Here is a 26,174-nt window from a genome sequence, read left to right as displayed (position 1 = left end):
GTGGGAGGCGACCCCGGATGACCAGTGCCGTCGAAAGTGCCGAACCGGCCGGGAGCACTCAGCAGGGCCCCCGGTTCATCGTGTATCTGGACGGCCCGGCGCACGCCGAGGCGCTGGAGATGCTGAGCCTGTGGGTGAAGCACCTCCTGATGCCGGTCTACGGCAGGGAGACCACCTCGTCCGCCCCCTGGTGCGCCAGGTGGTGGGAGCACCAGGAGGCGGTGGCGCAGCTCTACGGGCTCTGGATGGCCTGGCAGGAACTGACCGGCCCGGCGGCCGGGCTGACCGGTCCCGCGATCTGGCACCGGGACTACCTGACGCACGTCATGGCCGCCCTGCGCGACCCGTCCGGGCCGTTCGCCGGCTGCAAGCCCGGTGCGCACCGCCCCAAGGACGTGCCGGTCACGGACCTCTACGCGGGATGAGCCCGGGATAGTCCTCGGGGGAAGCCGCCCCGGGTCGCCGCCCGCAGCAGGAATTCCGCGGGGCCGCTCCGGCGGCGCCGTGACAGCAGCGCGCTGAGCGCGAGTTGGGCGGCGTACAGGAACAGGCAGCCCCCCAGCACCGTCGCGGCGCCCACCCGGCCGTACAGGCCGAGACCGTATCCGGTGAAGACCAGGGCCAGGACGAGCGACTGCGCCAGGTAGTGGGTGAGCGACATCCGCCCGGCCGGGGCGAGCGCCGCCCCGATCCCGCGCCCGGCCGGGGTGCGGACGAGGAGCAGGAGCCCGCAGGCGTACGCCGCGGTGAGGGCCGGAGCCGTCACGATTCCGACCGCCTGGCCGACGAAGAACCAGCCGCCGTCCAGCGGGCCGTGGGTGCACACCGCCACGAAGGCCCCGCCCGCCAGACCGAGGGGCAGCCCCAGGGCCACGACACGCCGTAGCAGGACAGGCCGGGGCCCGGGGCCCGCCAGGACCCGCAGTCCTCCGGCGGCGAGTCCGGCGAGGAAGGCGGCCAGCAGCTCGGCGGAGTAGAGCACGTTCGCGCCGAGGAAGCCCGGCAGCAGTTCGATGTTCGTGCGCACGACGGAGCCGGGGCCCTCGCGGTACGCCGCCCCCGGGTCCGCCGCCACGGCGCCGGGGCCCTGCGTCCCCTCCAGCACGAGGGCGAGCAGACCGTAGGCCAGGAACAGCGCGGCGAGCGAGGCGAGGAGCACGGCCGCGATCCGCAGCAGCCGCCGTGGCCGCACGTCGCGCAGGGCGAACAGGATCAGTCCCAGGGCCGCGTACGTCATCAGGATGTCCCCCGGGAACAGCAGGACCGCGTGGACCAGACCGAGCAGGAACAGCGCGGCGGTCCGGCGCAGATGGCGGGGGGCGAACGCGACCCCCGCCCGCTCGGCGGAACGCCGCTGCACGGTGAAGCCGTAGCCGGAGAGGAACGAGAAGAGCAGGGAGAACTTCCCGGTGACCAGGGCCGTCGTCGCCCAGGCCGCGCCCCGGTCCGCGAGGCCGGCGCCGGCCCCGCCGCCGAGGGCGGCGGCGGGGCCGGCCATGAACGGGGCGTTGACCAGCAGGATGCCGAGCAGGGCGGCCCCGCGCAGCACGTCGATGTCGCCGATCCTGGCCACCGGCGGGGCGGCGGGGGCCGTGCGGGGTGCGGACACCTGCGGGCTCAGGAGACCGACGCGACCGGGGACCGGCTGCCGGGCGCCCGCTCTGGTCCGGGAACCCGTGCCGCCTGCTCGGCCGGCCGGAACGCCTCGTGCGGCCCGCCGCCGGGAACCGGCCGACGAGGGCCCTCGGCGCCCTCCACGGGCGCGGCGGCCCGTGCCGCCCTGCGGCTGGAGACGGACGCGAGCACCGGGTCCGCGGCGAAGAAGCCCAGAGCGGCCACGCCGGACAGGACGCCCGCCAGGGCCGCGATCCCGGCCACCACCGCACCCGTCGGAGTCCCCGGCCACAGGGCGTGTGTACCGCCCTGCGCCAGGGCGTACAGGGAATCCAGGGCGATCGGCGGCGGGTTCCAGCCGCCGCCGACGAGCGCGACGCCCAGGCTGCCGCCCAGCCAGACGGCGGCCAGGGCCAGAGGGGTCAGGAACACCAGGGTCGCCGGCCGGGGGACGAATCCCGGGGCGCCCCGCTCGTAAGGACGGTTCTCGTGCTGTTCCGGATCGGCCACGACTTGCCTCCACGTCTCGGTGTCCGGGCCGTACGGCCGCTGTGGACAGCCACCACGCATCCCGCACGGCAGCCGGTTCAACGCCGCGTACGGTCCGCGTCGGGGGCTCCGCGAACTCGTCGAGGTCCCGTTGAACCGGTGGCTCCGCAGATCCGTCGATGAGCGTGAAAGGCGCGCTCCAGCCCCCGCTCCATCCGCCGAAGGGATTCCCGCATGCCAGAGCTCACCGCCCTCGACCGCTCCGGCCCGTCGGCGCCCGCACTCCCGCCCCCGCACTTCGACGTGCTCGTCTCCGACGAGCACGAGGCCCTCCTCGACGGGGAGCGCGTCGACGTCGCTGACGGGCAGTCCGTCCACGAGGCGATCCTCGATCTCCTCCAGCAGCACGCCCGTGACCGCCGGGGCCCCGTGCGCGCCACGGTCTCCGACCGCCTGGACGGCCGCACCGTGTGCATCGAAGTGGCGCCGGACGGCTCCAGCCGCATCCCCGGCCCCGACGAGGAGGAAAGCCGGAGCGCGGCCCCGCCGGCGGAGGGGAACGGGCGCGAGGACCACCGCGAGCCGGCGCCGGCCGCCGTCGCCGAGCACGTACAGCACATCAGGGAAGCCGTCGACGGCGGTGACACGGAGCACGCGGGCCTCCTGGCCGCCGCGCTGCGCGAGCGGCTCGCCGGCGACCACGGCGCCGGGCACCCCCAGGCACTCGAGGCGCGGGCGATGGAGGCCTACGTCGCCCACCTCGCGGGCGACCACCCCCTGGCCACCTCGCTGGCCATCGGGGTCGCCCGGATTCGCTGCGGGCTCGGGGACGAGCGGGCCGCCGACGACGTACTGCGCGCGACAGCCGCCTGGGAGCGGCTGCTCGACGAGCGGGCGGCTTCGGCGCACGGCCGCGAACTGCTGCACCTGTGGACGCACGTGGCCGAAAAGCGTCGCCTCGGCCCCGCGCACGCCGAGGCCATGCACCTGGTCAGACAGCACTTCACGCCCCCCGCGGCCGGGACGCGCGTGCACGAGGGAAGGGGAACGGCGGTGCCGCAGGACACGTACGCCCTGTGATGAACACCTCAACCAGGTGTGACACGGCGCAGGGAATATGGCTACATAGGCGAGCGAAGGAGCATTCTGCGCCCACGCGGCGGCGAACCTGCTGAAGACGTCCCCCTCGCAGCGGTTCGCCGGAGCGCTAACGTCCCCCCAGAAGACCGCTTCTGTGGGGGGCGCGAGCACCAATGGGCACAACGGGCGTTACCGGCCTCCGGTTCACGGTTCTGGGGCCGTTGCAGGCGTGGCGTGGCGAGCAGCCGATAACGCTCGGCTCGCCGCAGCAGAGGGCCGTACTGGCCCTGCTGCTGCTCAAACAGGGCAGGCCGGCCTCCGTCGATGAACTCGTCGACGCCGTGTGGGACCAGGAGCCGCCTCCGGGCGCCGTCTCCGTGCTGCGGACCTATGTCTCCCGTCTGCGCGCCGTCCTCGAACCGGGGCGGCCGAAGAACCAGCCACCCGCTGTCCTGGCCTCGGTCGCCGGGGGTTACGCCCTCCACGCCCCCGAGGGAGCCCTCGACCTCACCCTCTTCGAGTCACGGGTGCACGAGGCCAGGAGGTTGCGCGCCCAGGGCGACCACCAGCGGGCCAGAGACCTGCTGCGCTGCGCGCTCGACGCCTGGAACGGGACGCCGCTGGCCGGAGTCCCCGGCGCCTTCGCCGAAGCGGAGCGGACCCGGCTCACCGAACTGCGGCTCGGCGCGACCGAGATCCGCATCGAGCTGGACGTGGAGCTGGGCGGCCACAGCGACGCCGTACCCGAACTCATCGCGCTGGCCGCGGCCCATCCGCTGCGCGAACGGCTGCGGCTGCTGCTGATGCTGTCGCTGTACCGGTCCGACCGGCAGGCCGAGGCGCTGGCCGTCTACCACGACACCCGGCGCGTCCTGATCGCGGAACTCGGCATCGAACCGGGCCCGGCCGTCCGCGACCTGCACCGCCGGCTCCTGACGGCCGACCCCGCGCTCGCCGCTCCCCCCAAGGCCGACGAGTCCCGGGGCGCCACCGTGCGCCCGGCCCAACTCCCCGGCGACCTGAGCGACTTCACCGGGCGCGAGACGGAGACCGCACGCGTGACCGCGGCGCTCTCGGGGGCGGCGGGGACGGCCGTACCGGTCGCCGTCCTCACCGGCATGGGCGGGGCGGGCAAGACGGTGCTGGCCGTGCACGCGGCCCATACCGTGAGCGGGCGGTTTCCCGACGGGCAGCTCTACGTGGACCTGCGCGGAGCGGACGGCTCGCCCGCCGACCCCTCCGCCGTACTCGCCGGATTCCTCCGGGCCCTGGGCGAGAAGGACCAGGGCATGCCCGACAGTCTGGAGGAACGCGCGGCGCTCTACCGCTCGGCCCTGGCCGGGCGCCGGGTGCTGGTCGTGCTCGACAACGCCCGCGACGCGGACCAGGTGCGGCCCCTCCTGCCCGGCTCCGGCGGGTGCGCCGCCGTCGTGACGAGCCGTTCCGCGCTCGCCGCCCTTTCCGGCGTGACGCGCGTCGTGGTCGACGTGCTCCGGCCCCAGGTGGCGGCGGCACTCTTCACCCGCATCCTCGGCGACCCCCGCGCCGGACACGAACGCCTCGCGATCCTGCGGGTGGCCGACCTCTGCGGCGGGCATCCGCTGGCCGTGCGCATCGTCGCCAGCCGCCTCGCGGTCCGCCCGGACTGGACGGTGACGGACACCGTCGACCAGCTCAAGGACGAACGCCGGCGCATCGGCGAACTGCGCATCCAGGGACTGGGCGTCGAGGCGTGCTTCCGGCTCGGCTACGGGGAACTCGGCACGGAGCAGGCGCGCGCCTTCCGCCTGCTGTCGCTGCCCGCGCCCAGCCCCCTCACCCTGGTGGAGGCGGCGGCCGTGCTCGGGCGGCCCCAGGAGGCCGCCGAGTCGCTGCTCGAATCGCTCGTCGACGTCGGCATGCTGGAGTCCACGGGCCGCCGGTGCTACCGCTTCCACGATCTGCTGCGGCTGTTCGCCCGCCAGCGCGCCCAGGAGGAGGAGTCGGCCGACGCGCGTCAGGGAGCTCTGGCCGGTCTGCTGGATCTGCTGCTGGCCACCGCGCGCAACGCCTACGGACTGCTCAGGCCGGGACACGGGGTTCTCCGGTCCCTGCTCCCCACCGAGCACCCGGGGGTGCGGTTCGCCGACGAGGAGGAGGCCTGTGCCTGGGGGACCGGACGGCTCGCCCCGGCCCTGGAGTTCGTGGCCCAGATCGCCCCGACGGCCCCCGCCGGCGCCGCCGATCTGGTGCTGGCGCTCGACCCCCTGTTCATGGCCGAGCACCGCTGGAGCGAGCTGATCCCCGTCGCCCGCACGGTGGTCGCCGCCGCGCGCCGCGCGGGCGACCGGCGGGCGGAGCAGCGGATCTGCTACATGCTCGGAGGCGCGCTGATGCAGGTGGAGGAGTTGCAGAGCGCCCACGAGGTGACGAGCCGCGCGATGGAACTCTCGGAGGGGATCGACGACCACACCGTGCACGCGATGGTGCTGAACGTGGCGGGGCTCCTGGCCATGAAGCGGGACGTCGAGGGGGGCGGGCTGGACCTCGGGCTGCGCGCCGTCGCCGAGGCGCGCGCGGCGCAGGACAGATCCGTGGAGGCGCTCGCTCTCGGCAACGTCATCCTGGAGTGCGTACGCCTCGGGCAGGTCAACGAACTGCTCCTCGAGACGGCCCTTCGGCAACTGGACCTGTACGAGGCCCTGGGCGACCACCACGGCCGGGCCTACGCGCACTACCGCATCGGCCAGGTGCTGCGGGGGCTGGAGCGGCCGAAGGAGGCGTTGAGCCGGTTCGAGGAGTGTCTGGAGCGCCTCGGCCCGAATGGCCACTCCTTCGTGCGCTGCGCGGCCCTGCTCAGGTGCGCCGAGTCGTACCTGAGCCTCGGCGAGCCCCAGTCGGCCGCCCGCTATGCCGAGCGGGCGATCGTCCTCGCCCGGGAGATGGACTTCGAGCGGGGCGAGGCCCACGCCACCCAGACACTCGGCGACGCCCTCGACCTGGCCGGGCACGCCTCGTGGGCCCGGGCCTGCTGGGAGCGGTCGCTCGCCGTCTGCCTGAGGCTCGGCATGGCCGAGGAGGCCACGTACATCCGTGGACGGCTGGAGTCGCAGCCGGCCGACACTCCCTGACCCGGCGCCCCACCGCCGGCCCTCGTGAACCGCTGCCGCTCACGGTGACGTTGTAGGGGCGAGCGGGCGGCGTCCCGCCCCGTTCGGTACGTCGTGCCCCACAGCGGCACGACGCCCCCACCCACGAGCCCTGACGGAGCGTCATCGAAGTGATACGGAATGCGATCGGCAGGGGCGGTCGGGCGGCGGTGGCGGTCGTCGCGCTCTGTGCCGTCACCGCGTCGGCACAGGGGCCGGCGGCGGCCGCGCCCTCTCCGGCGCCCGACCCCGCCCGGCCGACGAGCCTGACCGAGGTGCGCGAGGAACTGGACCGGCTGTACCACGACGCCGAAGTCGCCACGGACACCTACAACGCCGCGGAGGAACGGGCCGCCGGGCAGTCCGCCCGGGTGGCCGCGCTCGCCGAGGAGATGGCGTCGGGCAAGGCCGCGCTGAAGCGGCTGACCTTCCGCATGGGGGCGGCGGCCCGCGCCCAGTACCGCAGCGGCGGCCTGCCCCTCGACGTCCGGCTGCTGTTGAGCACGGACCCCGACGACGTCCTCGACGAGGTCGGCCGGGCGCGCCAGGCCCAGCACGGCGTCGACGCACTGCTGCGCGAGCAGACCCGGGTCCAGAAGGAGCTGCGCGCGAAGTCCGAGGCGGCCGCCGCCCAGTTGAAGAAGCTCCAGGGCAGCCGGAAGGCCGGAGCGGACGCCCGCAGCCGCATCGAGAAGCGCATCGCCGCGGCCAGGACACTCGAAACACGGCTGGAGGAGAAGGAGCGCAGACGTCTGCTGGAGATGCAGAAGGAGTCGGCCGACGAGGCGCACGCGGACTTCCTGAAGTCCGGCAAGCTCAAGGGGGTCGGGGGAGGGGCGAGCGAAGAGGGCGCCATCGCCGTCGCCTTCGTGACCGAGCAGCTCGGCAAACCCTACGAGTGGGCGGCGGAGGGCCCCGACACCTACGACTGCTCCGGCCTCACCTCCCAGGCGTGGGCCGCGGCGAAGCGGATCATTCCCCGTACGTCCCAGGAGCAGTGGCGTCAGCTGCCGCGCGTCGGACTGAAGGACATGCGCCCCGGAGACCTGATCATCTACCACGAGGACGCCAGCCACGTCGGGATGTACATCGGGAACGGATCGATCATCCACGCCCCGCGTCCGGGACGGAACATCACCGTCGCCGACGCGGGCTCGATGTTCGTCCTCGGAGTCGTGCGCCCGGACCAGCGCCCCTGAACGGCGGCCGGCGGCCCACCGCGCCCGCCCGGCCGCCGGCGGTCCGCCCCGCGCGCTCCGTACCGGCATGAACAAAAAAGGCGCTGACCTGCATTTCTGCTGGTCAGCGCCTTGATCCGGAAGTGCCCCCGGCAGGATTCGAACCTGCGCACCCGGCTCCGGAGGCCGATGCTCTATCCCCTGAGCTACGGGGGCGTATCGCGGTGTTGCTCTGCGACGGGTGAAACACTACCAGCTCCCACAGGGTGTCCGTGAACAGGTATTCCGCACGGGCCCGCGTGCCGGGTCCTCCCCGCCGGGCGGCCCGGCCGGAGGGGAGGACCCGTCCGGGGCGGAAGTGGACGAAACCCGGACGCCGCCCCTTCGGCGGACCTACTCTCGAAGGGTGTCAGGGGCGTACGGCCGCGTGCTTGTTGTCGACGACAACAAGGTCATCCGGCAGCTGATCAGGGTCAACCTCGAGCTGGAGGGCTTCGAGGTCGTGACCGCGGCCGATGGTGTCGAATGCCTGGACCTGGTCGGAAGAGTCCGCCCCGACGTGATCACCCTCGACGTCGCGATGCCCCGGCTGGACGGCCTGCAGACCGCCACCCGGCTGCGTTCGGACCCCCGCACCAGCTGTCTTCCCATCGCCGTCGTCAGCGGCTGCACGCCCTACGAGGTCGACGCGGGCGTCGCGGCGGGGGTCGACGCGTTCCTGGCGAAGCCGTTCGAGCCCAGCGAGCTGGTGCGGATCGTGCGCCGGCTGGCGACCGGCGAGGAAGGTCCCTCGCCCGGCGGGCGGCGCGAGGCCGGGCGCGCGGGCAGCGCCACCGGCTGAGCGGGGGCGGCGGACCCGGTGCTCCGGTCGAGCGCGCGGGGGCGGCTCCGCCGGTGGACGGCCGCGGGGGGACCGGGCCGACGGGAGCCGGACGCGGGCCGGCCGACCGCATGGCGAAACCGGGTCGCGGAGCGCCCCCCTCTCTCCCCTACGCTTGACCCGTGACCCCCGCCGACCTCTCCCGGACCGTGCTGCGCGCCGTGCGCCGCGCGGTCGACGAGGAAGCGCTGCACGCGCCCGTGCCCGCGCACGTGCGGGTGGAACGGACCCGGCCCGGGGGGAGCGGCGACTACGCCTGCGCCGTCGCGCTCCAGCTCGCCGGGCCCGCCGCGCTGCCCGCCCTGGAGGTCGCCCGCATCCTGCGGGACCGCGTCGCTGCCGAACCCGGCGTCGGACGGGTCGAGATCACCGGCCCCGGCTTCCTGAGCTTCACCGTGGCCGCCCCCGCCGAGGGGGACCGGGCCGTGCTCGCCGCCGTACGGGAACAGGGGCCTGCGTACGGGCACGGGGACGCGCTCCGGGGCGAGGCCCCGCACCTCTGCCACGCGGGGGGGACGCGCGCCGCCGTCACCGCCGACGCCGTGCGCCGACTCCTCACCGCCCAGGGCGCCCGGGTGCGGGTCAGCAGCCCGGAGCCGCCCGACCCGGACTGGCCCCGCCTCGGCGTCGCCCTCGACGCGCCGCCCGCCCCGGGCCCGGCCCGTACCGCCGACGCGCCGCCCGCCCCCGGCCCGGCCGGCCCCCTCGGCGACCGGCCGCACAGCGTGCGCGGGCCGCACGCCCCGCGCCCCCTACCGGCCACCGAGATCCGGCCCGTCCCCGCCGGGGCCACCGCGGGGGAGCTGCTGGAGCGGCTCGGGCCCGACGCCGCCCGCTGGGGGCTGCTGCGGGCCGCCGGGCACGATCGCGCCGCCCTCGGCCCCGAACTCCTCGTCCAGGGGGAGGCCAACCCGCTCTTCCTGGTCCGTTACGCCCACGCCAGGACCCGCGCCCTCACCCGGGGGGCCGTCCTCCTCGGCTTCGCCTCCGGGCCCGCGGGGTCCGGGGCGCACGACCGGAGGGCCACGCACGCCGGGCACGCCGCGCACCTCGGGCACGACGCCGCCGCCCGGCCCCTCCTCGACCTCATCGCCGACCACCCCGGTGTCCTGCTCGCCGGGGCCCGTCACCGCGCGCCCGACCGGGTCGCCCGGCAGCTGGAAGCCGTCGCGCACGCCTTCTTCGACTTCCACGACTCCTGCCCGCCCCTGCCCGCCGGTGACGAGAAACCCTCGGCCGCCCACCGCGCCCGGCTGGCCCTCGCCGAAGCCGCCGGGACGGTGCTGGCAGGCGGCCTGTCCCTGCTCGGCATCCGCGCGCCCGAACATCTCTGACGAGATCAGAACAGACCCGAGAGAACACCACGATGAGCCGCTCCGCACACCCCGCAGGCCCCCGCCACGCCGACGTCCTCCCCGAGGGCCACTACTCCGCGCCCGCCGCCGACCTCAACGCGCTCGACGAGAAGGTCTGGTCCCGTACCGTCGTCCGCGACGCGGACGGCGCCCTCACCGTCGGCGGGATCACCGTCGCCCGGCTCGCGGAGGAGTTCGGCACCCCCGCCTACTTCCTGGACGAGAGCGACTTCCGGGCCCGCTGCCGGGCCTGGGCCGACGCCTTCGGACCGGACGCCGACGTCTTCTACGCCGGGAAGGCGTTCCTCTCCCGCGCCGTCGTGCGCTGGCTGGAGGAGGAGGGGCTGAACCTCGACGTCTGCTCCGGAGGCGAACTGGCCACCGCCCTCGACGCGGGCATGCCCGCCGAGCGCATCGCCTTCCACGGCAACAACAAGACCGTCGCCGAGATCGAGCGGGCCGTCGAGGCCGGGGTCGGACGGATCGTGCTCGACTCCTTCCAGGAGATCGTGCGCGTCGCCCACATCGCCCAGCGCCACGGCATCCGCCAGCGGGTGCAGATCCGCGTCACCGTCGGCGTCGAGGCCCACACCCACGAGTTCATCGCCACCGCGCACGAGGACCAGAAGTTCGGCATCGCGCTCGCCGGCGGACAGGCCGCCGAGGCCGTGCGCCGGGCCCTCTCCCTCGACGGGCTCGACCTCATCGGCGTCCACTCGCACATCGGCTCGCAGATCTTCGACATGGCCGGCTTCGAGGTCTCCGCCCGGCGCGTCGTGCAGCTCCTCGCCGAGATCCGCGACGAGCACGGCGTCGAACTGCCCGAGATCGACCTCGGCGGCGGCCTCGGCATCGCCTACACCTCCGACGACGATCCCCGCGAGCCGCACGAGATCGCCAAGGCGCTCAGCGACATCGTCACCCGCGAGTGCGAAGCCGCGAAGCTGCGCACCCCGCGCATCTCCGTCGAGCCCGGCCGCGCCATCGTCGGACCCACCGCCTTCACGCTGTACGAAGTGGGCACGATCAAGCCCCTGGAGGGGCTGCGGACGTACGTCAGCGTCGACGGCGGCATGTCGGACAACATCCGTACCGCGCTGTACGACGCCGAGTACAGCGTCGCCCTCGTCTCCCGCACCTCGGACGCCGAGCCGATGCTCGTCCGGGTCGTCGGCAAGCACTGCGAGAGCGGCGACATCGTGGTCAAGGACGCGTTCCTCCCCGCCGACCTGGCCCCCGGCGACCTGATCGCCGTCCCCGCCACCGGCGCGTACTGCCGCTCCATGGCGAGCAACTACAACCACGCCCTGCGTCCGCCCGTCGTCGCGGTCCGCGACGGAGAGGCGCGCGTCATCGTCCGACGCGAGACGGAGGAGGATCTCCTGCGTCTCGATGTCGGCTGATGAAATAGTCGTCTCAGGATCCGGACGGGGGTCAGAAACCCCCGTCCGGTGAGTGAGACTGGTCCCCGATGAGCATGTATGAGAAACGAGGTCGGATGATGCGTACGCGTCCGCTGAAAGTGGCGCTGCTGGGCTGTGGTGTGGTCGGCTCAGAGGTGGCGCGCATCATGACGACGCACGCCGACGACCTCGCGGCGCGCATCGGCGCGCCCGTCGAGCTCGCCGGCGTGGCCGTCCGCCGGCCCTCGAAGGTGCGCGAGGGCATCGACCCCGGCCTGATCACCACCGACGCGACCGCCCTGGTGCGGCGCGGCGACATCGACGTCGTCGTCGAGGTCATCGGCGGCATCGAACCCGCCCGGACGCTCATCACCACCGCCTTCGAGAACGGCGCGAGCGTCGTCTCCGCCAACAAGGCGCTGCTCGCCGAGGACGGCGCCGCCCTGCACGCCGCCGCCGAGAAGTACGGCCGCGACCTCTACTACGAGGCCGCCGTCGCCGGGGCCATCCCGCTGGTGAGGCCGCTGCGCGAGTCGCTCGCCGGGGACAAGGTCAACCGGGTGCTCGGCATCGTCAACGGCACCACCAACTTCATCCTCGACAAGATGGACACCAGCGGCGCCGGCTACTCCGAGGCGCTCGACGAGGCCACCGCCCTCGGGTACGCCGAGGCCGACCCGACCGCCGACGTCGAGGGCTTCGACGCCGCCGCGAAGGCCGCGATCCTCGCCGGGATCGCCTTCCACACCCGCGTGAGGATCGGCGACGTGCACCGCGAGGGCATCACGGAGGTCACCGCCGCCGACATCGCCTCCGCCCGCCGGATGGGCTGCACCGTCAAGCTGCTCGCCATCTGCGAGCGCGCCGCCGACGGGGCCTCCGTCACCGCCCGCGTGCACCCCGCGATGATCCCGCTCAGCCACCCGCTGGCCTCGGTCCGCGAGGCGTACAACGCGGTGTTCGTCGAGGCCGAGGCCGCCGGACAGCTCATGTTCTACGGCCCCGGCGCCGGCGGCTCCCCGACCGCCTCCGCCGTCCTGGGCGACCTCGTCGCGGTCTGCCGCAACAAACTGGGCGGGGCCACCGGACCCGGCGAGTCCGCCTACACGCGCCTGCCGGTCAGCCCCATGGGCGAGGTCGTCACGCGCTACCACATCAGCCTCGACGTGGCCGACAAGCCGGGCGTACTCGCCCAGGTCGCGACGGTCTTCGCCGAGCAGGGCGTATCCATCGATACGGTGCGCCAGCAGGGAAAGGACGGCGAGGCATCGCTCGTCGTCGTCACCCACCGCGCGCCCGACGCCGCCCTCTCCGGGACCGTCGAAGCGCTGCGCAAGCTCGACACCGTGCGCGGTGTCGCCAGCATCATGCGTGTTGAAGGGGAGTAAAGGACCCATGACCAGCAAGGGCACCCACCAGTGGCGCGGCATCATCGAGGAGTACCGGGACCGCCTTCCGGTCACGGCGACGACGCCGGTCGTCACGCTCCGTGAGGGCGGCACGCCGCTCGTACCGGCGCAGGTCCTCTCCGAGCGCACGGGCTGCGAGGTGCACCTCAAGGTCGAGGGCGCCAACCCCACCGGTTCGTTCAAGGACCGCGGCATGACCATGGCCATCACCCGGGCCAAGGAGGAGGGCGCGAAGGCCGTCATCTGCGCCTCCACCGGCAACACCTCGGCCTCCGCCGCCGCGTACGCCGTGCGCGCGGGGATGGTCTGCGCCGTCCTCGTCCCCCAGGGCAAGATCGCGCTCGGCAAGATGGGCCAGGCGCTCGTGCACGGCGCCAAGATCCTCCAGGTCGACGGCAACTTCGACGACTGCCTCACCCTGGCGCGCTCGCTCTCGGACAACTACCCGGTGGCGCTGGTCAATTCGGTCAACCCGGTCCGTATCGAGGGCCAGAAGACCGCCGCGTTCGAGATCGTCGACGCGCTGGGCGATGCTCCCGACATCCACGTCCTGCCGGTGGGCAACGCGGGCAACATCACCGCGTACTGGAAGGGGTACACCGAGTACGCCCGCGACGGCGTCTCGACCCGCTCCCCGCGCATGTGGGGCTTCCAGGCGTCCGGTTCCGCGCCCATCGTGCGCGGCGAGGTCGTCAAGGACCCGTCCACCATCGCCACCGCGATCCGCATCGGGAACCCGGCCTCCTGGAGCTACGCGCTCGCCGCGCGCGACGAGTCGGGCGGCTTCATCGACGAGGTGACGGACCGGCAGATCCTGTCCGCGTACCGCCTGCTGGCCTCCCAGGAGGGCGTCTTCGTGGAGCCCGCGTCGGCCGCCTCCGTCGCCGGCCTGCTCAAGGCCGCCGAGGAGGGCAGGGTCGACCCCGGCCAGCGCATCGTCTGCACGGTCACCGGCAACGGCCTCAAGGACCCCGACTGGGCCGTCGCGGGCGCCCCGCAGCCGGTCACCGTCCCCGTCGACGCGGCCACCGCGGCCGAACGGCTCGGGCTCGTCTGATCCCGGCCCCCGGTAGGCCGCGGCGCCCGCCGCGGCCTACCGGGGCAACCGCGACAACCCTGCTCAACCGCCCTCTTTCCGGGGCGGAGAGCGCATAGGAGGCGGGCGACACGCATCGTGCGCCTCCTGTGCGCCCTATGTCGCGACAGAACCTTCCTTCGATAAGCTGTACCCCATCCGCCCGACACCCGCCCGACGGCCCGCTGCGGTACGGCAGCCGTCGTGGGCGAACACGGGGCGGGCCACCGGATCCCCGTCCGCCCCGGTGCGCACGGTGCACCGCCCCCCGCCCCAGCCGACCCCGCCGCAGATCCACCGCACTGCATCCCCGCCGCCTTACAAGGAGTGGTCCGACCGATGGCCGGTCCCGCGTTCCGAGCCGCAGCCGTCAGGGTGCGCGTCCCCGCCACCAGCGCCAATCTGGGCCCGGGCTTCGACGCCCTCGGCCTCTCGCTGGGTCTGTACGACGACGTCGTCGTCCGGGTCGCCGACTCCGGGCTGCACATCGACATCGCGGGCGAGGGCGGCGAGACGCTGCCCCGTGACGAGAGCCACCTGCTCGTACGCTCCCTGCGCACCGCGTTCGACCTGCTCGGCGGCCAGCCCCGCGGCCTGGAGATCGTCTGCGCCAACCGCATCCCGCACGGCCGGGGCCTCGGCTCCTCCTCGGCCGCCATCTGCGCCGGGATCGTCGCCGCCCGCGCCGTGACGACCGGCGGCGACGCCCGTCTCGACGACGAGGCCCTGCTGGAGCTGGCGACCGAGATCGAGGGGCACCCCGACAACGTCGCGGCCTGCCTGCTCGGCGGATTCACCCTCGCCTGGATGGACGGCGGCGCGGCGCGGGCGATCCGGATGGACCCCGCCGCGTCCGTCGTCCCCGTCGTCTTCGTCCCCGGGCGCCCGGTGCTCACCGAGACGGCGCGCGGCCTGCTCCCGCGCACCGTCCCGCACGTCGACGCGGCCCTCAACGCCGGCCGCGCGGCCCTCCTCGTCGAGGCCCTGACCCGCCGCCCCGAGCTGCTGCTCGCGGCCACCGAGGACCGGATCCACCAGGAGTACCGGGGCCCGGCGATGCCCGAGAGCGTGGAGCTGGTGCACCGGCTGCGCGCCGAGGGCGTGCCCGCCGTCATCTCCGGCGCGGGGCCCACGGTCCTCGCGCTGACGGAGGACGGCGCGGCCGACAAGGTCGCCCGACTGGCGGGGGAGGGCTGGGCGGCCAACCGGCTGGCCCTCGACGCGACGGGCGCCAGTGTGCTGCCGCTGGCCGCGTAAACGCATGTGATTACCGGTGAGCGAGAGGGGGAATGTTTGTTGGAGCCGGTAGTGTTAACCTCAAGTCTGCAACCGACGTCTTCAAGGCGCGTTGCTTCGTGTCCCCCTCCGGGACCACCATTCTTCCGGGAGCCTCCCCAACTGCCTGAGCAGCCTGCCTGAGCAGTTTCGAGCACGCTCCGGAACCGGCACGACACCCCTCGCTCGTCCAGGAGTGGGCCGAGCAGGGGGATCTCGCGCCGGACCCCGCACGTTCATCTCTCCGCCGTACCCGGCGGACCACCGCCCCGGCACGGTCCGCGATCCAGCAAGATCGACAGACCGCAGTCGGACAGCACAACCGGTCGCCGAGCCAGAAGGCCGACGTCCGCTCCAGGGAAGGACCCTTCGTGAGCGACACCACCGATCTGATGGGCGTCACTGCCGACAAGAACGTCGACAGCGCCGCGCCCGCCGAAGGTGCTGCCTCTGGCACCACCGCACGGCGCCGCCGCTCCGGCACCGGCCTCGACGGCATGGTCCTGGCCGAGCTGCAGCAGGTCGCGTCCGGCCTCGGCATCAGGGGCACCGCGCGCATGCGCAAGAGCCAGCTGATCGAGGTCATCAAGGAGGCGCAGGCGGGTGGCGGATCCGCCGCCCCCAAGGCCGCCCCCTCCAAGGCCGCCGAGACCCCCGCCGAGGCGGAGTCCAAGCCCAAGCGCCGTGCGACCTCGAAGGCGCGCACCGGGGAAGAGGCGCCCGCCGAGAAGGACGCGGGTCAGCAGCAGATCGACATCCCCGGTCAGCCGGCCAGCGACGACCAGCCCGCGGGCGAGCGCCGTCGCCGCCGCGCGACGGCCCAGGCGGGCAGCCCCGACACCAAGACCGACGTGAAGACCGAGGTCAAGACGGAGGCGGAGCCCCGGACCGAGCAGAAGTCCGAGGAGCGCGCCGAGCCGAAGGGCGAGGCCAGGGCCGAAGCCGCCGCGGACACGGCCGAGGGCCGTCGCGGAGACCGCCAGGGCCGGGACCGCGGCGACCGCGAGGGCCGGGACCGGGGCGAGCGCGAGGGCCGCCGGGAGCGTCAGCGCGACCGCCGCGGCAAGGGCGACGACCAGGGCCAGCAGGGCGGCGGCGGGCAGCGCCCGCAGCGCCAGGGCCAGGGTCAGGGTCAGAACCAGGGCCAGGGGCAGGGGCAGGGGCAGCAGAACCGTGACCACGGTCCGCAGGACGACTTCGACGACGAGGCGGGCGGCCGTCGCGGCCGTCGTGGCCGCTACCGCGACCGCCGCGGCCGTCGCGGGCGCGACGACTTCGCCGGCGACGTGCAGGTGGCCGACGACGACGTCCTGATCCCCGTCGCGGGCATCCTGGACATCCTCGACAACTACGCGTTCATCCGGACCTCCGGCTACCTGCCCGGTCCGAACGACGTGTACGTCTCGCTCGCCCAGGTCCGCAAGAACGGCCTGCGCAAGGGCGACCACGTCACCGGCGCGGTGCGCCAGCCCAAGGACGGCGAGCGGCGCGAGAAGTTCAACGCGCTGGTCCGCCTCGACTCGGTCAACGGCATGGCCCCCGAGTCGGGCCGGGGCCGCCCCGAGTTCCAGAAGCTGACCCCGCTCTACCCGCAGGACCGGCTCCGCCTGGAGACCGACTCCAACATCCTGACCACGCGGATCATCGACCTGGTCGCCCCCATCGGCAAGGGCCAGCGCGGGCTCATCGTGGCTCCGCCGAAGACCGGCAAGACCATGATCCTCCAGGCCATCGCCAACGCGATCACGGTCAACAGCCCCGAGTGCCACCTGATGGTCGTCCTGGTCGACGAGCGTCCGGAAGAGGTCACCGACATGCAGCGGTCGGTGAAGGGCGAGGTCATCTCCTCGACCTTCGACCGTCCCGCCGAGGACCACACCACCGTCGCCGAGCTGGCCATCGAGCGCGCCAAGCGCCTCGTCGAGCTGGGTCACGACGTGGTCGTCCTGCTCGACTCGATCACCCGCCTGGGCCGCGCGTACAACCTCGCGGCGCCGGCCTCCGGCCGCATCCTCTCCGGTGGTGTCGACTCGACCGCGCTCTACCCCCCGAAGCGCTTCTTCGGCGCCGCGCGCAACATCGAGGACGGCGGCTCGCTGACCATCCTGGCCACCGCGCTCGTCGAGACCGGCTCGCGCATGGACGAGGTGATCTTCGAGGAGTTCAAGGGCACCGGCAACATGGAGCTCAAGCTCGACCGGAAGCTCTCGGACAAGCGCATCTTCCCGGCGGTGGACGTCGACGCGTCCTCCACCCGTAAGGAAGAGATCCTGCTGGGCGCCGACGAGCTGGCGGTCGTGTGGAAGCTGCGCCGGGTGCTGCACGCACTCGACCAGCAGCAGGCGATCGAGCTCCTCCTGGACCGGATGAAGAAGACCCAGTCCAACGCGGAGTTCCTGCTCCAGATCCAGAAGACGACGCCCGGCAGCGGAAACGGCAACGACTGACCGGTCGTCGGGGCGGCCCGTCCTCCGGGCCCGCCGGTATTCACGGGCTCCGCCCCCTCACTTCGGTGAGGGGGCGGAGCCCTTTTCCGTCGCCGCCGTTCCCTTTTCCTCTTCTTTTCTTTCTCCGCACATTCTCCTTCCATCGTTACTCCCGTAATATCTGGGCCAGTCGAGGTGGGGGGCCATCGAGGCGGAGCGGCAGAGGAATGAGCCCTGCGGCGATCCGCCCCGCGCTGCGGACCGTTCACGCCCCCCCGCCGTCTCCTGACCGGCGGAGCCCTTTCGTGCTGCCGGTTCCTAATCGAAGGATCACGCGTGCACATACGCACCACGGGGGGCCGGCACGCGCGCCGGCTCGGCCTCGCCGTTCCCGCGGCGGCCGCCACCGTCCTCGCCCTCGTCGGCACCGCGCTGACGATGTCCCCGTCCCAGGCCGAGGAGCCTGCGGCCTCGTGGCCGATGGCGGTGCCCGAACGGCCTGTCGCCCCGGGGGAGTCGGAGCTGCGCGAGCGGGTGGCCGGAGCGGCGGCGGCGGACCGCGCGGTGCTCCCGCCGGCCGAGTTCGCCGGGGACGGCCCGGGCGCCGTCGCCCCGATGGTCATCGGCGGGACGCAGACCTCGATCGCCAACGCCCCGTGGATGGCGCAGCTCTGGTACTACGACGACCGGGGCACCCCGGCCGACGAGAGCGACGACACCGGCTTCTTCTGCGGCGGCGTCGTCATCGCGCCCACGAAGATCGCCACGGCCGCCCACTGCGTCAAGGGCCACGACTGGAAACGGAACGGCGCGGTCGTCACCGGCAGCACCTCCACCGAGCCGAACAGCAGCGGCACCGTGTCCTGGCCCTACCGCCAGTGGAACAGCCCGGTCTACAAGGACGTGCAGGGAGCGGCCGACAACGACGTCGCGGTCCTCACCCTCGGCGAGCCGGTCGCGGCCAAGCCCCTTCCGATGGCGGCCAACACGGACACCGGCCTCTACGCCGCGGGCACCCAGGCCAAGGTCTACGGATGGGGCCGTACCAGCTCCACCAGCGACGACATCTCCACCACCCTGCGCTCGGCGACCCTCCCGATCGTCTCGGACGCGGCGTGCCGCGGCGCGTACGGCGGTTACTTCGTCGCGGGCCACATGGTCTGCGCGGGCAAGACCGGCGCGAGCGACGCGGAGACCGTCGGGGCGTGCAACGGCGACTCCGGCGGCCCGCTGGTCATCGGCGGCAAGCTGGCCGGCATCGTCTCCTGGGGTATCGAGGACTGCGTCGGAGAGGGCGCGTACAGCGTCTTCGCGAAGGTGACCACCTATGTGCCCGCCATCAAGGCGCGGGCCTACGACACCAACATGACGTGGGACCACCGCGCGGACCTGATGGCCCGCAACGCGTCCAACAAGGCGCTGTACCGGTTCGAGTCGACCGGCGCCGGCATGAAGAAGGACACGTACAGCGGCGGCTGGGGCGACATCGACCTCCTGCTCCAGACGGACCTGAACCGGGACGACAACCAGGACCTGCTGGTGCGCGCCTCGGACGGCAGCCTGTACTGGAAGTGGTACAGCATCGCGGCCGACGCGTGGCAGACCACGCGGCTGGCCACCGGCTGGGGCAGCCGCAAGCAGATCCTGGCCCCCGGCGACCTGACGAGCGACGGCCACCCCGACATCCTCTCGACCGACTCCTCCGGCGGCTTCTGGCTGTACCCGGGCAAGGGCGACGGCGCCTTCGCCGCCCGGGTCAGGATCGGCGGCGGCGGCCTGGGCTACAGCATGGTGCGCGGCAGCGGTGACTTCACCAACGACGGCAAGGCCGACATCATCGCCCGCGGCAGCGGCGGCAAGATGTACCTCTTCAAGGGCACCGGCAAGGCGAGCGCCCCGTTCGCGCCCAAGGTCCTCGTCCGGACCTGGGACGTGGCCACGGCCCTGGTCACCACCGGTGACTTCACCGGCGACGGCCACGCCGACATCATCGTCCGGGTGAAGAGCGGAGAGCTGTACCTCTACCCGGGCACCGGCAAGTCGGGCAGCGGCGTCTTCGGCGCCCGCAAGCAGCTGGGCACCGGAGCCAACAACTACAACCTCTTCGGCTGACCTCGGCCGGCCCGAGACCTTGACCACACCGGCCGCGGCCCCGGGCCCGCCCGCCCCTTCGCCGCACCGGGCACGAAACCCCAGGTGAAAGCCGTCTCGCGGCTCGTACGCCCGTAAGACCCGTGGCCTCCGGCACCCGCCGGGGGCCACAGGCGCGTGTGCAACCCTTCTTGGTGCTTCGGCCACCCCCCGGGGAAGGGCCGACCGCGCGTGGACCACCACGGCAGGGGGCGGACGGGCACAGCAGCAGTGACGAGGGAGACGCGTGAGCGAGCAGAACAGGAGCACGGGCCGCATACGCGGTACCGGCACCCGACGCAGGAAGCCGTCCCGACGGCACCGCGCCAAGGTCGTCGCGGCCTGGGCTGCGGCCGGGGTCGTGGTGGCCGGCGGCGCCGGGCTCGGATACGCGTACTTCGCGCTCGACGGCAACCTCTCCAGCATCGACATCGACGCCGAGCTGGGCGCCGACCGCCCCGACGACGTGGACGACGGCTCGCAGGACATCCTGGTGCTGGGCTCCGACTCGCGCTCCGGCGACAACGGGGAGTACGGCCGGGACGAGGGCGCGGCCCGCTCGGACACGGCGATGGTCGTGCACCTCGCCAAGGGCCACACGTCCGCGAGCGTCGTCTCGATACCGCGCGACACCCTGATAGAGCGCCCCGCCTGCGCGAGCGACACCACCGGCGGCCGGGCGCCCGCCGCGCACCGGGCGATGTTCAACACCGCGTACGAGGTCGGCGGGCCCGCCTGCGCGGTGAAGACCGTCGAGTCGATGTCCGGCATCCGCATGGACCACTACCTGGAAGTCGACTTCACCGGCTTCAAGGAGCTCGTCGACCGACTCGGCGGCGTCGAGATCACCACGAAGACCTCGATCGACGACCCCAAGAGCCACCTGGACCTGGAGCCCGGTACTCACACCCTCAACGGCGAGGAGTCCCTCGGCCTCGTGCGGACCCGCAAGAGCGTCGGGGACGGCAGCGACCTGGGGCGCATCCAGCTCCAACAGGCGTTCGTCAAGGCGCTGATGGACCGGACGAAGAGCGTCGGGGTGCTCTCCAGCCCCAAGAAGCTCTACGGCCTCGCGAACGCCGCCACCAAGGCCCTCACCACCGACTCCGGACTCGGCTCGGTCAAGAAGCTCACCGGCTTCGCGAACGGCCTCAAGGGGCTGAACGCGAAGAACGTCCACATGGTGACGCTGCCCGTCGAGTACGACCCGGCCGACCCGAACCGGGTGCTGCCGCAGGAGGAGGCGGGCCGGCAGGTCTGGGCCGCGCTCAAGCGGGACCGGCCGATCCCGGCGTCCGCCACCGAGGAGTCCGCCGGCGACAAGGGCGACGCCTCGAAGATCGTCCAGTAGCGCCGCTCGCCCGGCGCCGACCGCCGGCCGGCGCCGGGCGAGCGGCGGTCCTCCCGTAGCGCGGGGGGCACGGACCGTAGCCGGAAGGGTCCGGGGAATAGCCGCGGCCCGTCCCCGGTTTTGGGAGATACGGCCGGTCCTGGCAGACTGGTACGTCGGCCCCGGTTCACGGCCGCGCAATCCGCGCGGACGACCCGGCGCCCTCCCGAAACTAGGAGACACCTTGAAGCGCGACATCCACCCCGAGTACGTCGAGACGCAGGTCAGCTGCACCTGCGGTGCGTCGTTCACCACCCGGAGCACCATCGACAACGGCACCATCCGTGCCGACGTCTGCTCCGAGTGCCACCCGTTCTACACGGGCAAGCAGAAGATCCTCGACACCGGCGGCCGCGTGGCCCGCTTCGAGGCCCGCTTCGGCAAGGCTGCCGGCTCCGCCAGCAAGTAGCGAGCCACTGCGCCGGTTCCCGACGCCCTCTTCCCGAGGGCGCCGGAACCGGCGTTTTTGCCGGTCGGGAGCCCAGGGGAACCCTGCCGGGACGCCCCACCGGGCCGTACGACCTCCAGCAGGCCCGCAGCCGCGAAACCAACCAGGAGTCCCCGCATGTTCGAGGCGGTCGAGGAACTGATCGGTGAGCACGCCGATCTCGAGAAGAAGCTCGCCGACCCGTCGGTCCACGCCGACCAGGCCAACGCGCGCAAGCTGAACAAGCGCTACGCGGAGCTGACCCCGATCGTCTCCACGTACCGGACCTGGAAGCAGACGGGCGAGGACATCGTGACCGCGCGCGAGTTCGCCGCGGACGACCCCGACTTCGCCGCCGAGGTCAAGGTGCTGGAGAAGCAGCGCGAGGAGATCACGGAGAAGCTCCGCCTCCTCCTCGTCCCGCGCGATCCCAGCGACGACAAGGACGTGCTCCTGGAGATCAAGGCGGGCGCCGGCGGCGACGAGTCCGCCCTGTTCGCGGGCGACCTGCTGCGCATGTACCTGCGCTACGCCGAGCGCGTCGGCTGGAAGACCGAGATCATCGACTCCACCGAGTCCGAGCTCGGCGGCTACAAGGACGTCCAGGTCGCCGTGAAGACCAAGGGCGGCAACGGCGCCACCGAGCCCGGCCAGGGCGTCTGGGCCCGGATGAAGTACGAGGGCGGCGTGCACCGCGTGCAGCGCGTGCCCTCCACCGAGTCCCAGGGCCGCATCCACACCTCCGCCGCGGGCGTGCTCGTCACCCCCGAGGCCGAGGAGGTCGACGTCGAGATCCACGCCAACGACCTGCGCATCGACGTCTACCGCTCCTCCGGGCCCGGCGGCCAGTCCGTGAACACGACCGACTCCGCCGTCCGCATCACGCACCTGCCGACCGGCGTGGTCGCCTCCTGCCAGAACGAGAAGAGCCAGCTCCAGAACAAGGAGCAGGCCATGCGCATCCTGCGCTCCCGGCTGCTGGCCGCCGCCCAGGAGGCCGCGGAGCAGGAGGCGTCCGACGTCCGCCGCAGCCAGGTCCGTACCGTCGACCGCTCCGAGAAGATCCGGACGTACAACTACCCGGAGAACCGCATCTCGGACCACCGCACCGGCTTCAAGGCGTACAACTTGGACCAGGTGCTCGACGGAGACCTCGACGCCGTCATCCAGGCGTGCGTCGACGCCGACTCCGCCGCCAAGCTCGCCAACGCGTAAGCGACCCGCCCGCCCCGCACACCCGGTAACCGTACGGAGAACCGCGATGAACCTGCTGCTCGCCGAGGTGGCCCAGGCCACCCAGCGGCTGGCCGACGCCGGTGTCCCCTCACCGCGATTCGACGCCGAGGAGCTCGCGGCCTTCGTCCACGGAGTGAAGCGGGGCGCGCTGCACACGGTGCCCGACTCCGACTTCGACGCCCGGTACTGGGAGACGATCGCCCGCCGCGAGGCCCGCGAGCCCCTCCAGCACATCACCGGCCGCGCCTTCTTCCGCTACCTGGAGCTCCAGGTCGGACCCGGCGTCTTCGTGCCCCGCCCCGAGACCGAGTCGGTCGTCGGCTGGGCCATAGACGCGGTACGCGCGATGGACGTGGTCGAGCCCGTCGTCGTCGACCTGTGCACCGGATCGGGCGCCATCGCGCTCGCCATGGCGCAGGAGGTCCCCCGCTCCCGGGTGCACGCGGTGGAGCTGTCCGAGGACGCCCTCAGGTGGACGCGGAAGAACGCCGAGGGGTCCAGGGTCACCGTCCACAGGGGAGACGCCCTGAGCGCCCTCCCCGAGCTCGACGGCCAGGTCGACCTGGTCATCTCCAACCCGCCGTACATCCCGCTCACCGAATGGGAGTACGTCGCCCCCGAGGCCCGCGACCACGACCCGGAGATGGCCCTCTTCTCCGGCGAGGACGGCCTCGACACCATCCGCGGGATCGAACGCACCGCCCACCGCCTGCTGCGGCCCGGCGGCCTCGTCGTCATCGAGCACGCCGACACCCAGGGCGGCCAGGTCCCGTGGATCTTCACCGAGGAACGGGGCTGGGCGGACGCCGCCGACCACCCCGACCTGAACAACCGCCCCCGGTTCGCCACCGCCCGCAAGGCCATGCCGTGACCGGCCCCCGGCACCACCACCCGTACCCGCACCCGCTCCAGGAGGCCGGCTGATGGCTCGGCGATACGACTGCAACGACGCCACCGACCGGACCACGGGGCTGCGCGAAGCCGCGTCGGCCGTCCGCAGGGGCGAACTGGTCGTGCTGCCCACCGACACCGTCTACGGGATCGGTGCGGACGCCTTCACCCCGGAGGCCGTCGCGGACCTGCTGGACGCCAAGGGGCGGGGCCGCAACATGCCCACCCCCGTCCTCATCGGCTCCCCGAACACCCTGCACGGCCTGGTCACCGACTTCTCCGAGGAGGCGTGGGAGCTGGTCGACGCCTTCTGGCCCGGCGCCCTCACCCTCGTGGCCCGGCACCAGCCCTCCCTCCAGTGGGACCTCGGCGACACCCGGGGCACCGTCGCGATCCGGATGCCGCTGCACCCGGTCGCCATCGAACTGCTGACCGAGGTCGGCCCGATGGCCGTCTCCAGCGCCAACCTCACCGGACACCCGGCGCCGGAGGACTGCGACGCCGCCCAGGGCATGCTCGGCGACTCCGTCTCCGTCTACCTCGACGGCGGCCCTACACCCGGCATCGTGCCGTCCTCGATCGTCGACGTCACCGGCGCCGTCCCGGTCCTGCTGCGCGCGGGCGCCCTCTCCGCGGAGGAGCTGCGCAAGGTGGTCCCCGACCTCGAGGTGGCCAATTGACCGCCCCCGAGGGGCGTGGCATAGCGGGGCGGACCGACACCTTCCGCATCCTCCACGTCAGCACCGGCAACGTCTGCCGCTCGCCCATCACCGAGCGGCTGACCCGCCACGCCCTGGTGGACCGCCTCGGCGACCCCCTCAGCGGCGGCCTCATCGTGGAGAGCGCGGGCACCTGGGGCCACGAGGGCGCCCCCATGGAGGCCAACGCCGAGGTCGTCCTCGCCGACTTCGGCGCGGACGCCACCGGCTTCGTCGGCCGGGAGCTGCTGGACGAGCACGTCATCCGCGCCGACCTGGTCCTCACCGCCACCCGCGACCACCGCGCCCAGGTCATCTCCATGGGCCACTCCGCGGGCCTGCGCACCTTCACGCTCAAGGAGTTCACCCGGCTGGTACGGGCGATAGACCCGGCCACCCTGCCCGACCCCCGCGACGAGGGCGTCGTCGAGCGCGCCCGCGCCCTGGTGCGCGCCGCCGCCGCGCTGCGCGGCTGGCTGCTGGCCCCGACCGCCGAGGCGGACGAGGTCTACGACCCCTACGGCGCCCCCATCACCTTCTTCCGCTCCATCGGCGACGAGATCAACCAGGCGCTCGACCCGGTCGTCACGGCGCTCACCGGTGTGCACGCCCCGCACTGACCGGCGTACGCGCCGGGCCCGCGTGCGCGCCGGTGCGCCGACCGGCGTACGGAACGCCGCCACAGCGGGCACGCCGCCCCGCCCCGGCCTACATTGGAGCTGAGCCGGCCCCCTCCCCGGCGCACCCGTCTCCAGGCCCGGAGCCGCACCATGCCGGTCACCTCTCCCGCCGCCCCCGCCGCCGTGCCGCCCGCGCCCGGCCGCCCCGACGCGCTGCCCCAGGACTTCGCCGCCCTGCTCCGCGAGGACCCGGAGATCGCCGGGGTGTTGCTCGCGGAGCGGGACCGGCAGGCGGGCGCCCTCCAGCTGATCGCCGCCGAGAACTTCGCCTCGCCCGCCGTCCTCGCGGCCCTCGGCTCCCCGCTCGTCAACAAGTACGCAGAGGGCTACCCGGGCACCCGCCACCACGGCGGCTGCGAACACGCGGACGCGGCCGAACGCGTCGCCGTGCGCCGGGCCACCGCCCTCTTCGGCGCCGAACACGCCAACGTCCAGCCGCACTCCGGCTCCTCCGCCGTCCTCGCCGCCTACGCCGCGCTGCTGCGCCCCGGCGACACCGTGCTCGCGATGGGACTGCCGTACGGGGGACACCTCACCCACGGGGCGCCGGGCAACTTCTCCGGCCGCTGGTTCGACTTCGCCGGCTACGGGGTCGATCCGGACACCGGGCTCGTCGACTACACCCGGCTGCGCGCGCTGGCCCGCGCCCGCCGCCCCAAGGCCATCGTCTGCGGCTCCATCTCCTACCCCCGCCACCTCGACTACGCGCTGTTCCGGGAGATCGCCGACGAGGTCGGGGCGTATCTGATCGCGGACGCGGCCCACCCGATGGGACTCATCGCCGGGGGAGCGGCGCCGAACCCGGTCCCGTACGCCGACGTGGTCTGCGCCACCACGCACAAGGTGCTGCGCGGACCGCGCGGCGGCATGATCCTGTGCGGCGCGGAGCTGGCCGAGCGGATCGACCGGGCGGTGTTCCCCTTCACCCAGAGCGGCGCGCAGATGCACACGGTGGCGGCGAAGGCGGTCGCGTTCGGGGAGGCGGCCACCCCCGCCTACACGCGCTACGCCCACCGGGTCGTCGCGCACGCCCGGGTGCTGGCCGCCGGCCTGGAGGCGGAGGGGTTCGCGGTGGCCACCGGCGGCACGGACACCCACATCGTCGTCGCGGACCCGGCCCCGCTCGGCGTCGACGGCCGCACCGCGCGGGAGCGGCTGGCGGCGGCCGGTGTGGTCCTGGACACCTGCGCCCTGCCGTACGGGGAGGGCCGGGGGGTCCGGCTGGGCACGGCGGCCGTCACCACGCAGGGGATGGACGAGGGGGACATGGCCCGGATCGCGGCCCTCTTCGGGGCGGCCGTGCGGCGGTCCGGCGACGCGGAGACGATCGCGGCGGAGGTCCGGGAGCTGGCCGCCCGCCATCCGCCCTACCCGGGGTAGCGGCCCGGCGCCCCCGGAGCGGGTGAATCC

21 protein-coding genes and 1 tRNA gene are annotated in these 26,174 nt (G+C 73.4%); 19 read left to right on the top strand and 3 right to left on the bottom strand.

Annotated elements, in window-relative coordinates; genetic code table 11:
• Positions 1–17 precede the first annotated feature (17 nt).
• Positions 18–425 carry a DUF4913 domain-containing protein gene (locus AMK24_RS00600; RefSeq protein WP_073763817.1) on the top strand — a complete coding sequence of 136 codons (408 nt, stop codon included), beginning with the start codon at positions 18–20 and terminating at the stop codon, positions 423–425.
• Here AMK24_RS00600 and AMK24_RS00595 read toward each other — a convergent pair.
• On the bottom strand, positions 413–1,609 hold the full coding sequence (locus tag AMK24_RS00595) for a DUF418 domain-containing protein (RefSeq protein WP_107427327.1): 1,197 nt from the start codon (positions 1,607–1,609) through the stop codon (positions 413–415). The genes AMK24_RS00600 and AMK24_RS00595 overlap by 13 nt on opposite strands.
• An 8-nt stretch (positions 1,610–1,617) precedes the next feature.
• Positions 1,618–2,124, bottom strand: coding sequence for a hypothetical protein (locus AMK24_RS33880; RefSeq protein WP_079190383.1), 507 nt, complete (start codon positions 2,122–2,124; stop codon positions 1,618–1,620).
• A 213-nt stretch (positions 2,125–2,337) separates the two neighbouring features.
• Between AMK24_RS33880 and AMK24_RS00590 the strand changes: the two genes are divergently transcribed.
• The 3 genes from AMK24_RS00590 (at position 2,338) to AMK24_RS00580 (ending at position 7,510) form a co-directional block, all read left to right on the top strand.
• Positions 2,338–3,183, top strand: a complete 846-nt coding sequence (locus tag AMK24_RS00590) for a hypothetical protein (RefSeq protein ID WP_073763815.1) — start codon at positions 2,338–2,340, stop codon at positions 3,181–3,183.
• A gap of 221 nt (positions 3,184–3,404) precedes the next feature.
• Positions 3,405–6,293: an AfsR/SARP family transcriptional regulator gene (locus tag AMK24_RS00585; RefSeq protein ID WP_073763813.1), complete on the top strand. Its 2,889-nt coding sequence runs from the start codon at positions 3,405–3,407 to the stop codon at positions 6,291–6,293.
• 149 nt (positions 6,294–6,442) lie between these two features.
• Positions 6,443–7,510, top strand: a complete 1,068-nt coding sequence (locus AMK24_RS00580; protein ID WP_242434873.1) for a C40 family peptidase — start codon at positions 6,443–6,445, stop codon at positions 7,508–7,510.
• A 123-nt stretch (positions 7,511–7,633) separates the two neighbouring features.
• Here AMK24_RS00580 and AMK24_RS00575 read toward each other — a convergent pair.
• Positions 7,634–7,705, bottom strand: a tRNA-Arg gene (locus AMK24_RS00575).
• 211 nt (positions 7,706–7,916) lie between these two features.
• On the opposite strand from AMK24_RS00575, the gene AMK24_RS00570 reads away from it, so the two are divergent.
• The 15 genes from AMK24_RS00570 (at position 7,917) to glyA (ending at position 26,144) form a co-directional block, all read left to right on the top strand.
• Complete coding sequence (locus AMK24_RS00570; protein ID WP_079190381.1) at positions 7,917–8,330, top strand: response regulator; 414 nt, start codon at positions 7,917–7,919, stop codon at positions 8,328–8,330.
• Between the two features lie 161 nt (positions 8,331–8,491).
• Positions 8,492–9,703, top strand: a complete 1,212-nt coding sequence (gene nrtL, locus AMK24_RS00565; protein ID WP_073763809.1) for an ArgS-related anticodon-binding protein NrtL — start codon at positions 8,492–8,494, stop codon at positions 9,701–9,703.
• Positions 9,704–9,735: 32 nt separating this feature from the next.
• Positions 9,736–11,127 (top strand): diaminopimelate decarboxylase, encoded by a 1,392-nt coding sequence (gene lysA, locus AMK24_RS00560; protein WP_073763807.1) that lies wholly within the window; start codon positions 9,736–9,738, stop codon positions 11,125–11,127.
• 98 nt (positions 11,128–11,225) lie between these two features.
• Entirely contained in the window at positions 11,226–12,515 is a 1,290-nt protein-coding gene (locus AMK24_RS00555) for a homoserine dehydrogenase (RefSeq protein WP_073765553.1), read from the top strand.
• A 7-nt stretch (positions 12,516–12,522) separates the two neighbouring features.
• Entirely contained in the window at positions 12,523–13,593 is a 1,071-nt protein-coding gene (thrC, locus tag AMK24_RS00550; protein WP_073763805.1) for a threonine synthase, read from the top strand.
• A 357-nt stretch (positions 13,594–13,950) separates the two neighbouring features.
• A complete protein-coding gene (gene thrB, locus AMK24_RS00545) occupies positions 13,951–14,868 on the top strand; it encodes a homoserine kinase (protein ID WP_073763803.1) in 918 nt (305 codons plus the stop codon).
• Positions 14,869–15,257: 389 nt separating this feature from the next.
• Positions 15,258–17,333, top strand: a complete 2,076-nt coding sequence (rho, locus tag AMK24_RS00540) for a transcription termination factor Rho (RefSeq protein ID WP_073763801.1) — start codon at positions 15,258–15,260, stop codon at positions 17,331–17,333.
• A 315-nt stretch (positions 17,334–17,648) separates the two neighbouring features.
• On the top strand, positions 17,649–19,424 hold the full coding sequence (locus AMK24_RS00535; RefSeq protein ID WP_073763799.1) for a trypsin-like serine protease: 1,776 nt from the start codon (positions 17,649–17,651) through the stop codon (positions 19,422–19,424).
• 265 nt (positions 19,425–19,689) lie between these two features.
• The gene (locus tag AMK24_RS00530; protein ID WP_073763797.1) at positions 19,690–20,793 is read left to right on the top strand and encodes an LCP family protein; all 1,104 of its coding nucleotides are present in this window, start codon (positions 19,690–19,692) and stop codon (positions 20,791–20,793) included.
• 223 nt (positions 20,794–21,016) lie between these two features.
• On the top strand, positions 21,017–21,241 hold the full coding sequence (gene rpmE, locus AMK24_RS00525; protein ID WP_003966263.1) for a 50S ribosomal protein L31: 225 nt from the start codon (positions 21,017–21,019) through the stop codon (positions 21,239–21,241).
• 156 nt (positions 21,242–21,397) lie between these two features.
• The gene (prfA, locus tag AMK24_RS00520) at positions 21,398–22,474 is read left to right on the top strand and encodes a peptide chain release factor 1 (protein ID WP_073763795.1); all 1,077 of its coding nucleotides are present in this window, start codon (positions 21,398–21,400) and stop codon (positions 22,472–22,474) included.
• Positions 22,475–22,520: 46 nt separating this feature from the next.
• On the top strand, positions 22,521–23,366 hold the full coding sequence (prmC, locus tag AMK24_RS00515; protein WP_073763793.1) for a peptide chain release factor N(5)-glutamine methyltransferase: 846 nt from the start codon (positions 22,521–22,523) through the stop codon (positions 23,364–23,366).
• A 52-nt stretch (positions 23,367–23,418) separates the two neighbouring features.
• On the top strand, positions 23,419–24,066 hold the full coding sequence (locus AMK24_RS00510; RefSeq protein WP_073763791.1) for an L-threonylcarbamoyladenylate synthase: 648 nt from the start codon (positions 23,419–23,421) through the stop codon (positions 24,064–24,066).
• Complete coding sequence (locus tag AMK24_RS00505) at positions 24,063–24,704, top strand: arsenate reductase/protein-tyrosine-phosphatase family protein (RefSeq protein WP_073763789.1); 642 nt, start codon at positions 24,063–24,065, stop codon at positions 24,702–24,704. The genes AMK24_RS00510 and AMK24_RS00505 overlap by 4 nt, the downstream gene beginning before the upstream one ends.
• 150 nt (positions 24,705–24,854) lie before the next feature.
• Entirely contained in the window at positions 24,855–26,144 is a 1,290-nt protein-coding gene (gene glyA / locus AMK24_RS00500) for a serine hydroxymethyltransferase (RefSeq protein ID WP_073763787.1), read from the top strand.
• The last annotated feature ends 30 nt before the right edge of the window (positions 26,145–26,174 follow it).

This window comes from Streptomyces sp. CB02366, from assembly GCF_001905905.1.
GTDB lineage: Bacteria > Actinomycetota > Actinomycetes > Streptomycetales > Streptomycetaceae > Streptomyces.
Note: the sequence above shows the minus strand (reverse complement) of the source record. Positions and strands in the feature narration are given on the sequence as shown.

Coding starts and splice junctions, on each gene's coding strand:
- AMK24_RS00600 (WP_073763817.1), top strand. CDS start 18: ATGACCAGTGCCGTCGAAAGTGCCGAACCGGCCGGGAGCACTCAGCAG.
- AMK24_RS00590 (WP_073763815.1), top strand. CDS start 2,338: ATGCCAGAGCTCACCGCCCTCGACCGCTCCGGCCCGTCGGCGCCCGCA.
- lysA (WP_073763807.1), top strand. CDS start 9,736: ATGAGCCGCTCCGCACACCCCGCAGGCCCCCGCCACGCCGACGTCCTC.
- AMK24_RS00555 (WP_073765553.1), top strand. CDS start 11,226: ATGCGTACGCGTCCGCTGAAAGTGGCGCTGCTGGGCTGTGGTGTGGTC.
- thrC (WP_073763805.1), top strand. CDS start 12,523: ATGACCAGCAAGGGCACCCACCAGTGGCGCGGCATCATCGAGGAGTAC.
- thrB (WP_073763803.1), top strand. CDS start 13,951: ATGGCCGGTCCCGCGTTCCGAGCCGCAGCCGTCAGGGTGCGCGTCCCC.
- prfA (WP_073763795.1), top strand. CDS start 21,398: ATGTTCGAGGCGGTCGAGGAACTGATCGGTGAGCACGCCGATCTCGAG.
- prmC (WP_073763793.1), top strand. CDS start 22,521: ATGAACCTGCTGCTCGCCGAGGTGGCCCAGGCCACCCAGCGGCTGGCC.
- AMK24_RS00510 (WP_073763791.1), top strand. CDS start 23,419: ATGGCTCGGCGATACGACTGCAACGACGCCACCGACCGGACCACGGGG.
- glyA (WP_073763787.1), top strand. CDS start 24,855: ATGCCGGTCACCTCTCCCGCCGCCCCCGCCGCCGTGCCGCCCGCGCCC.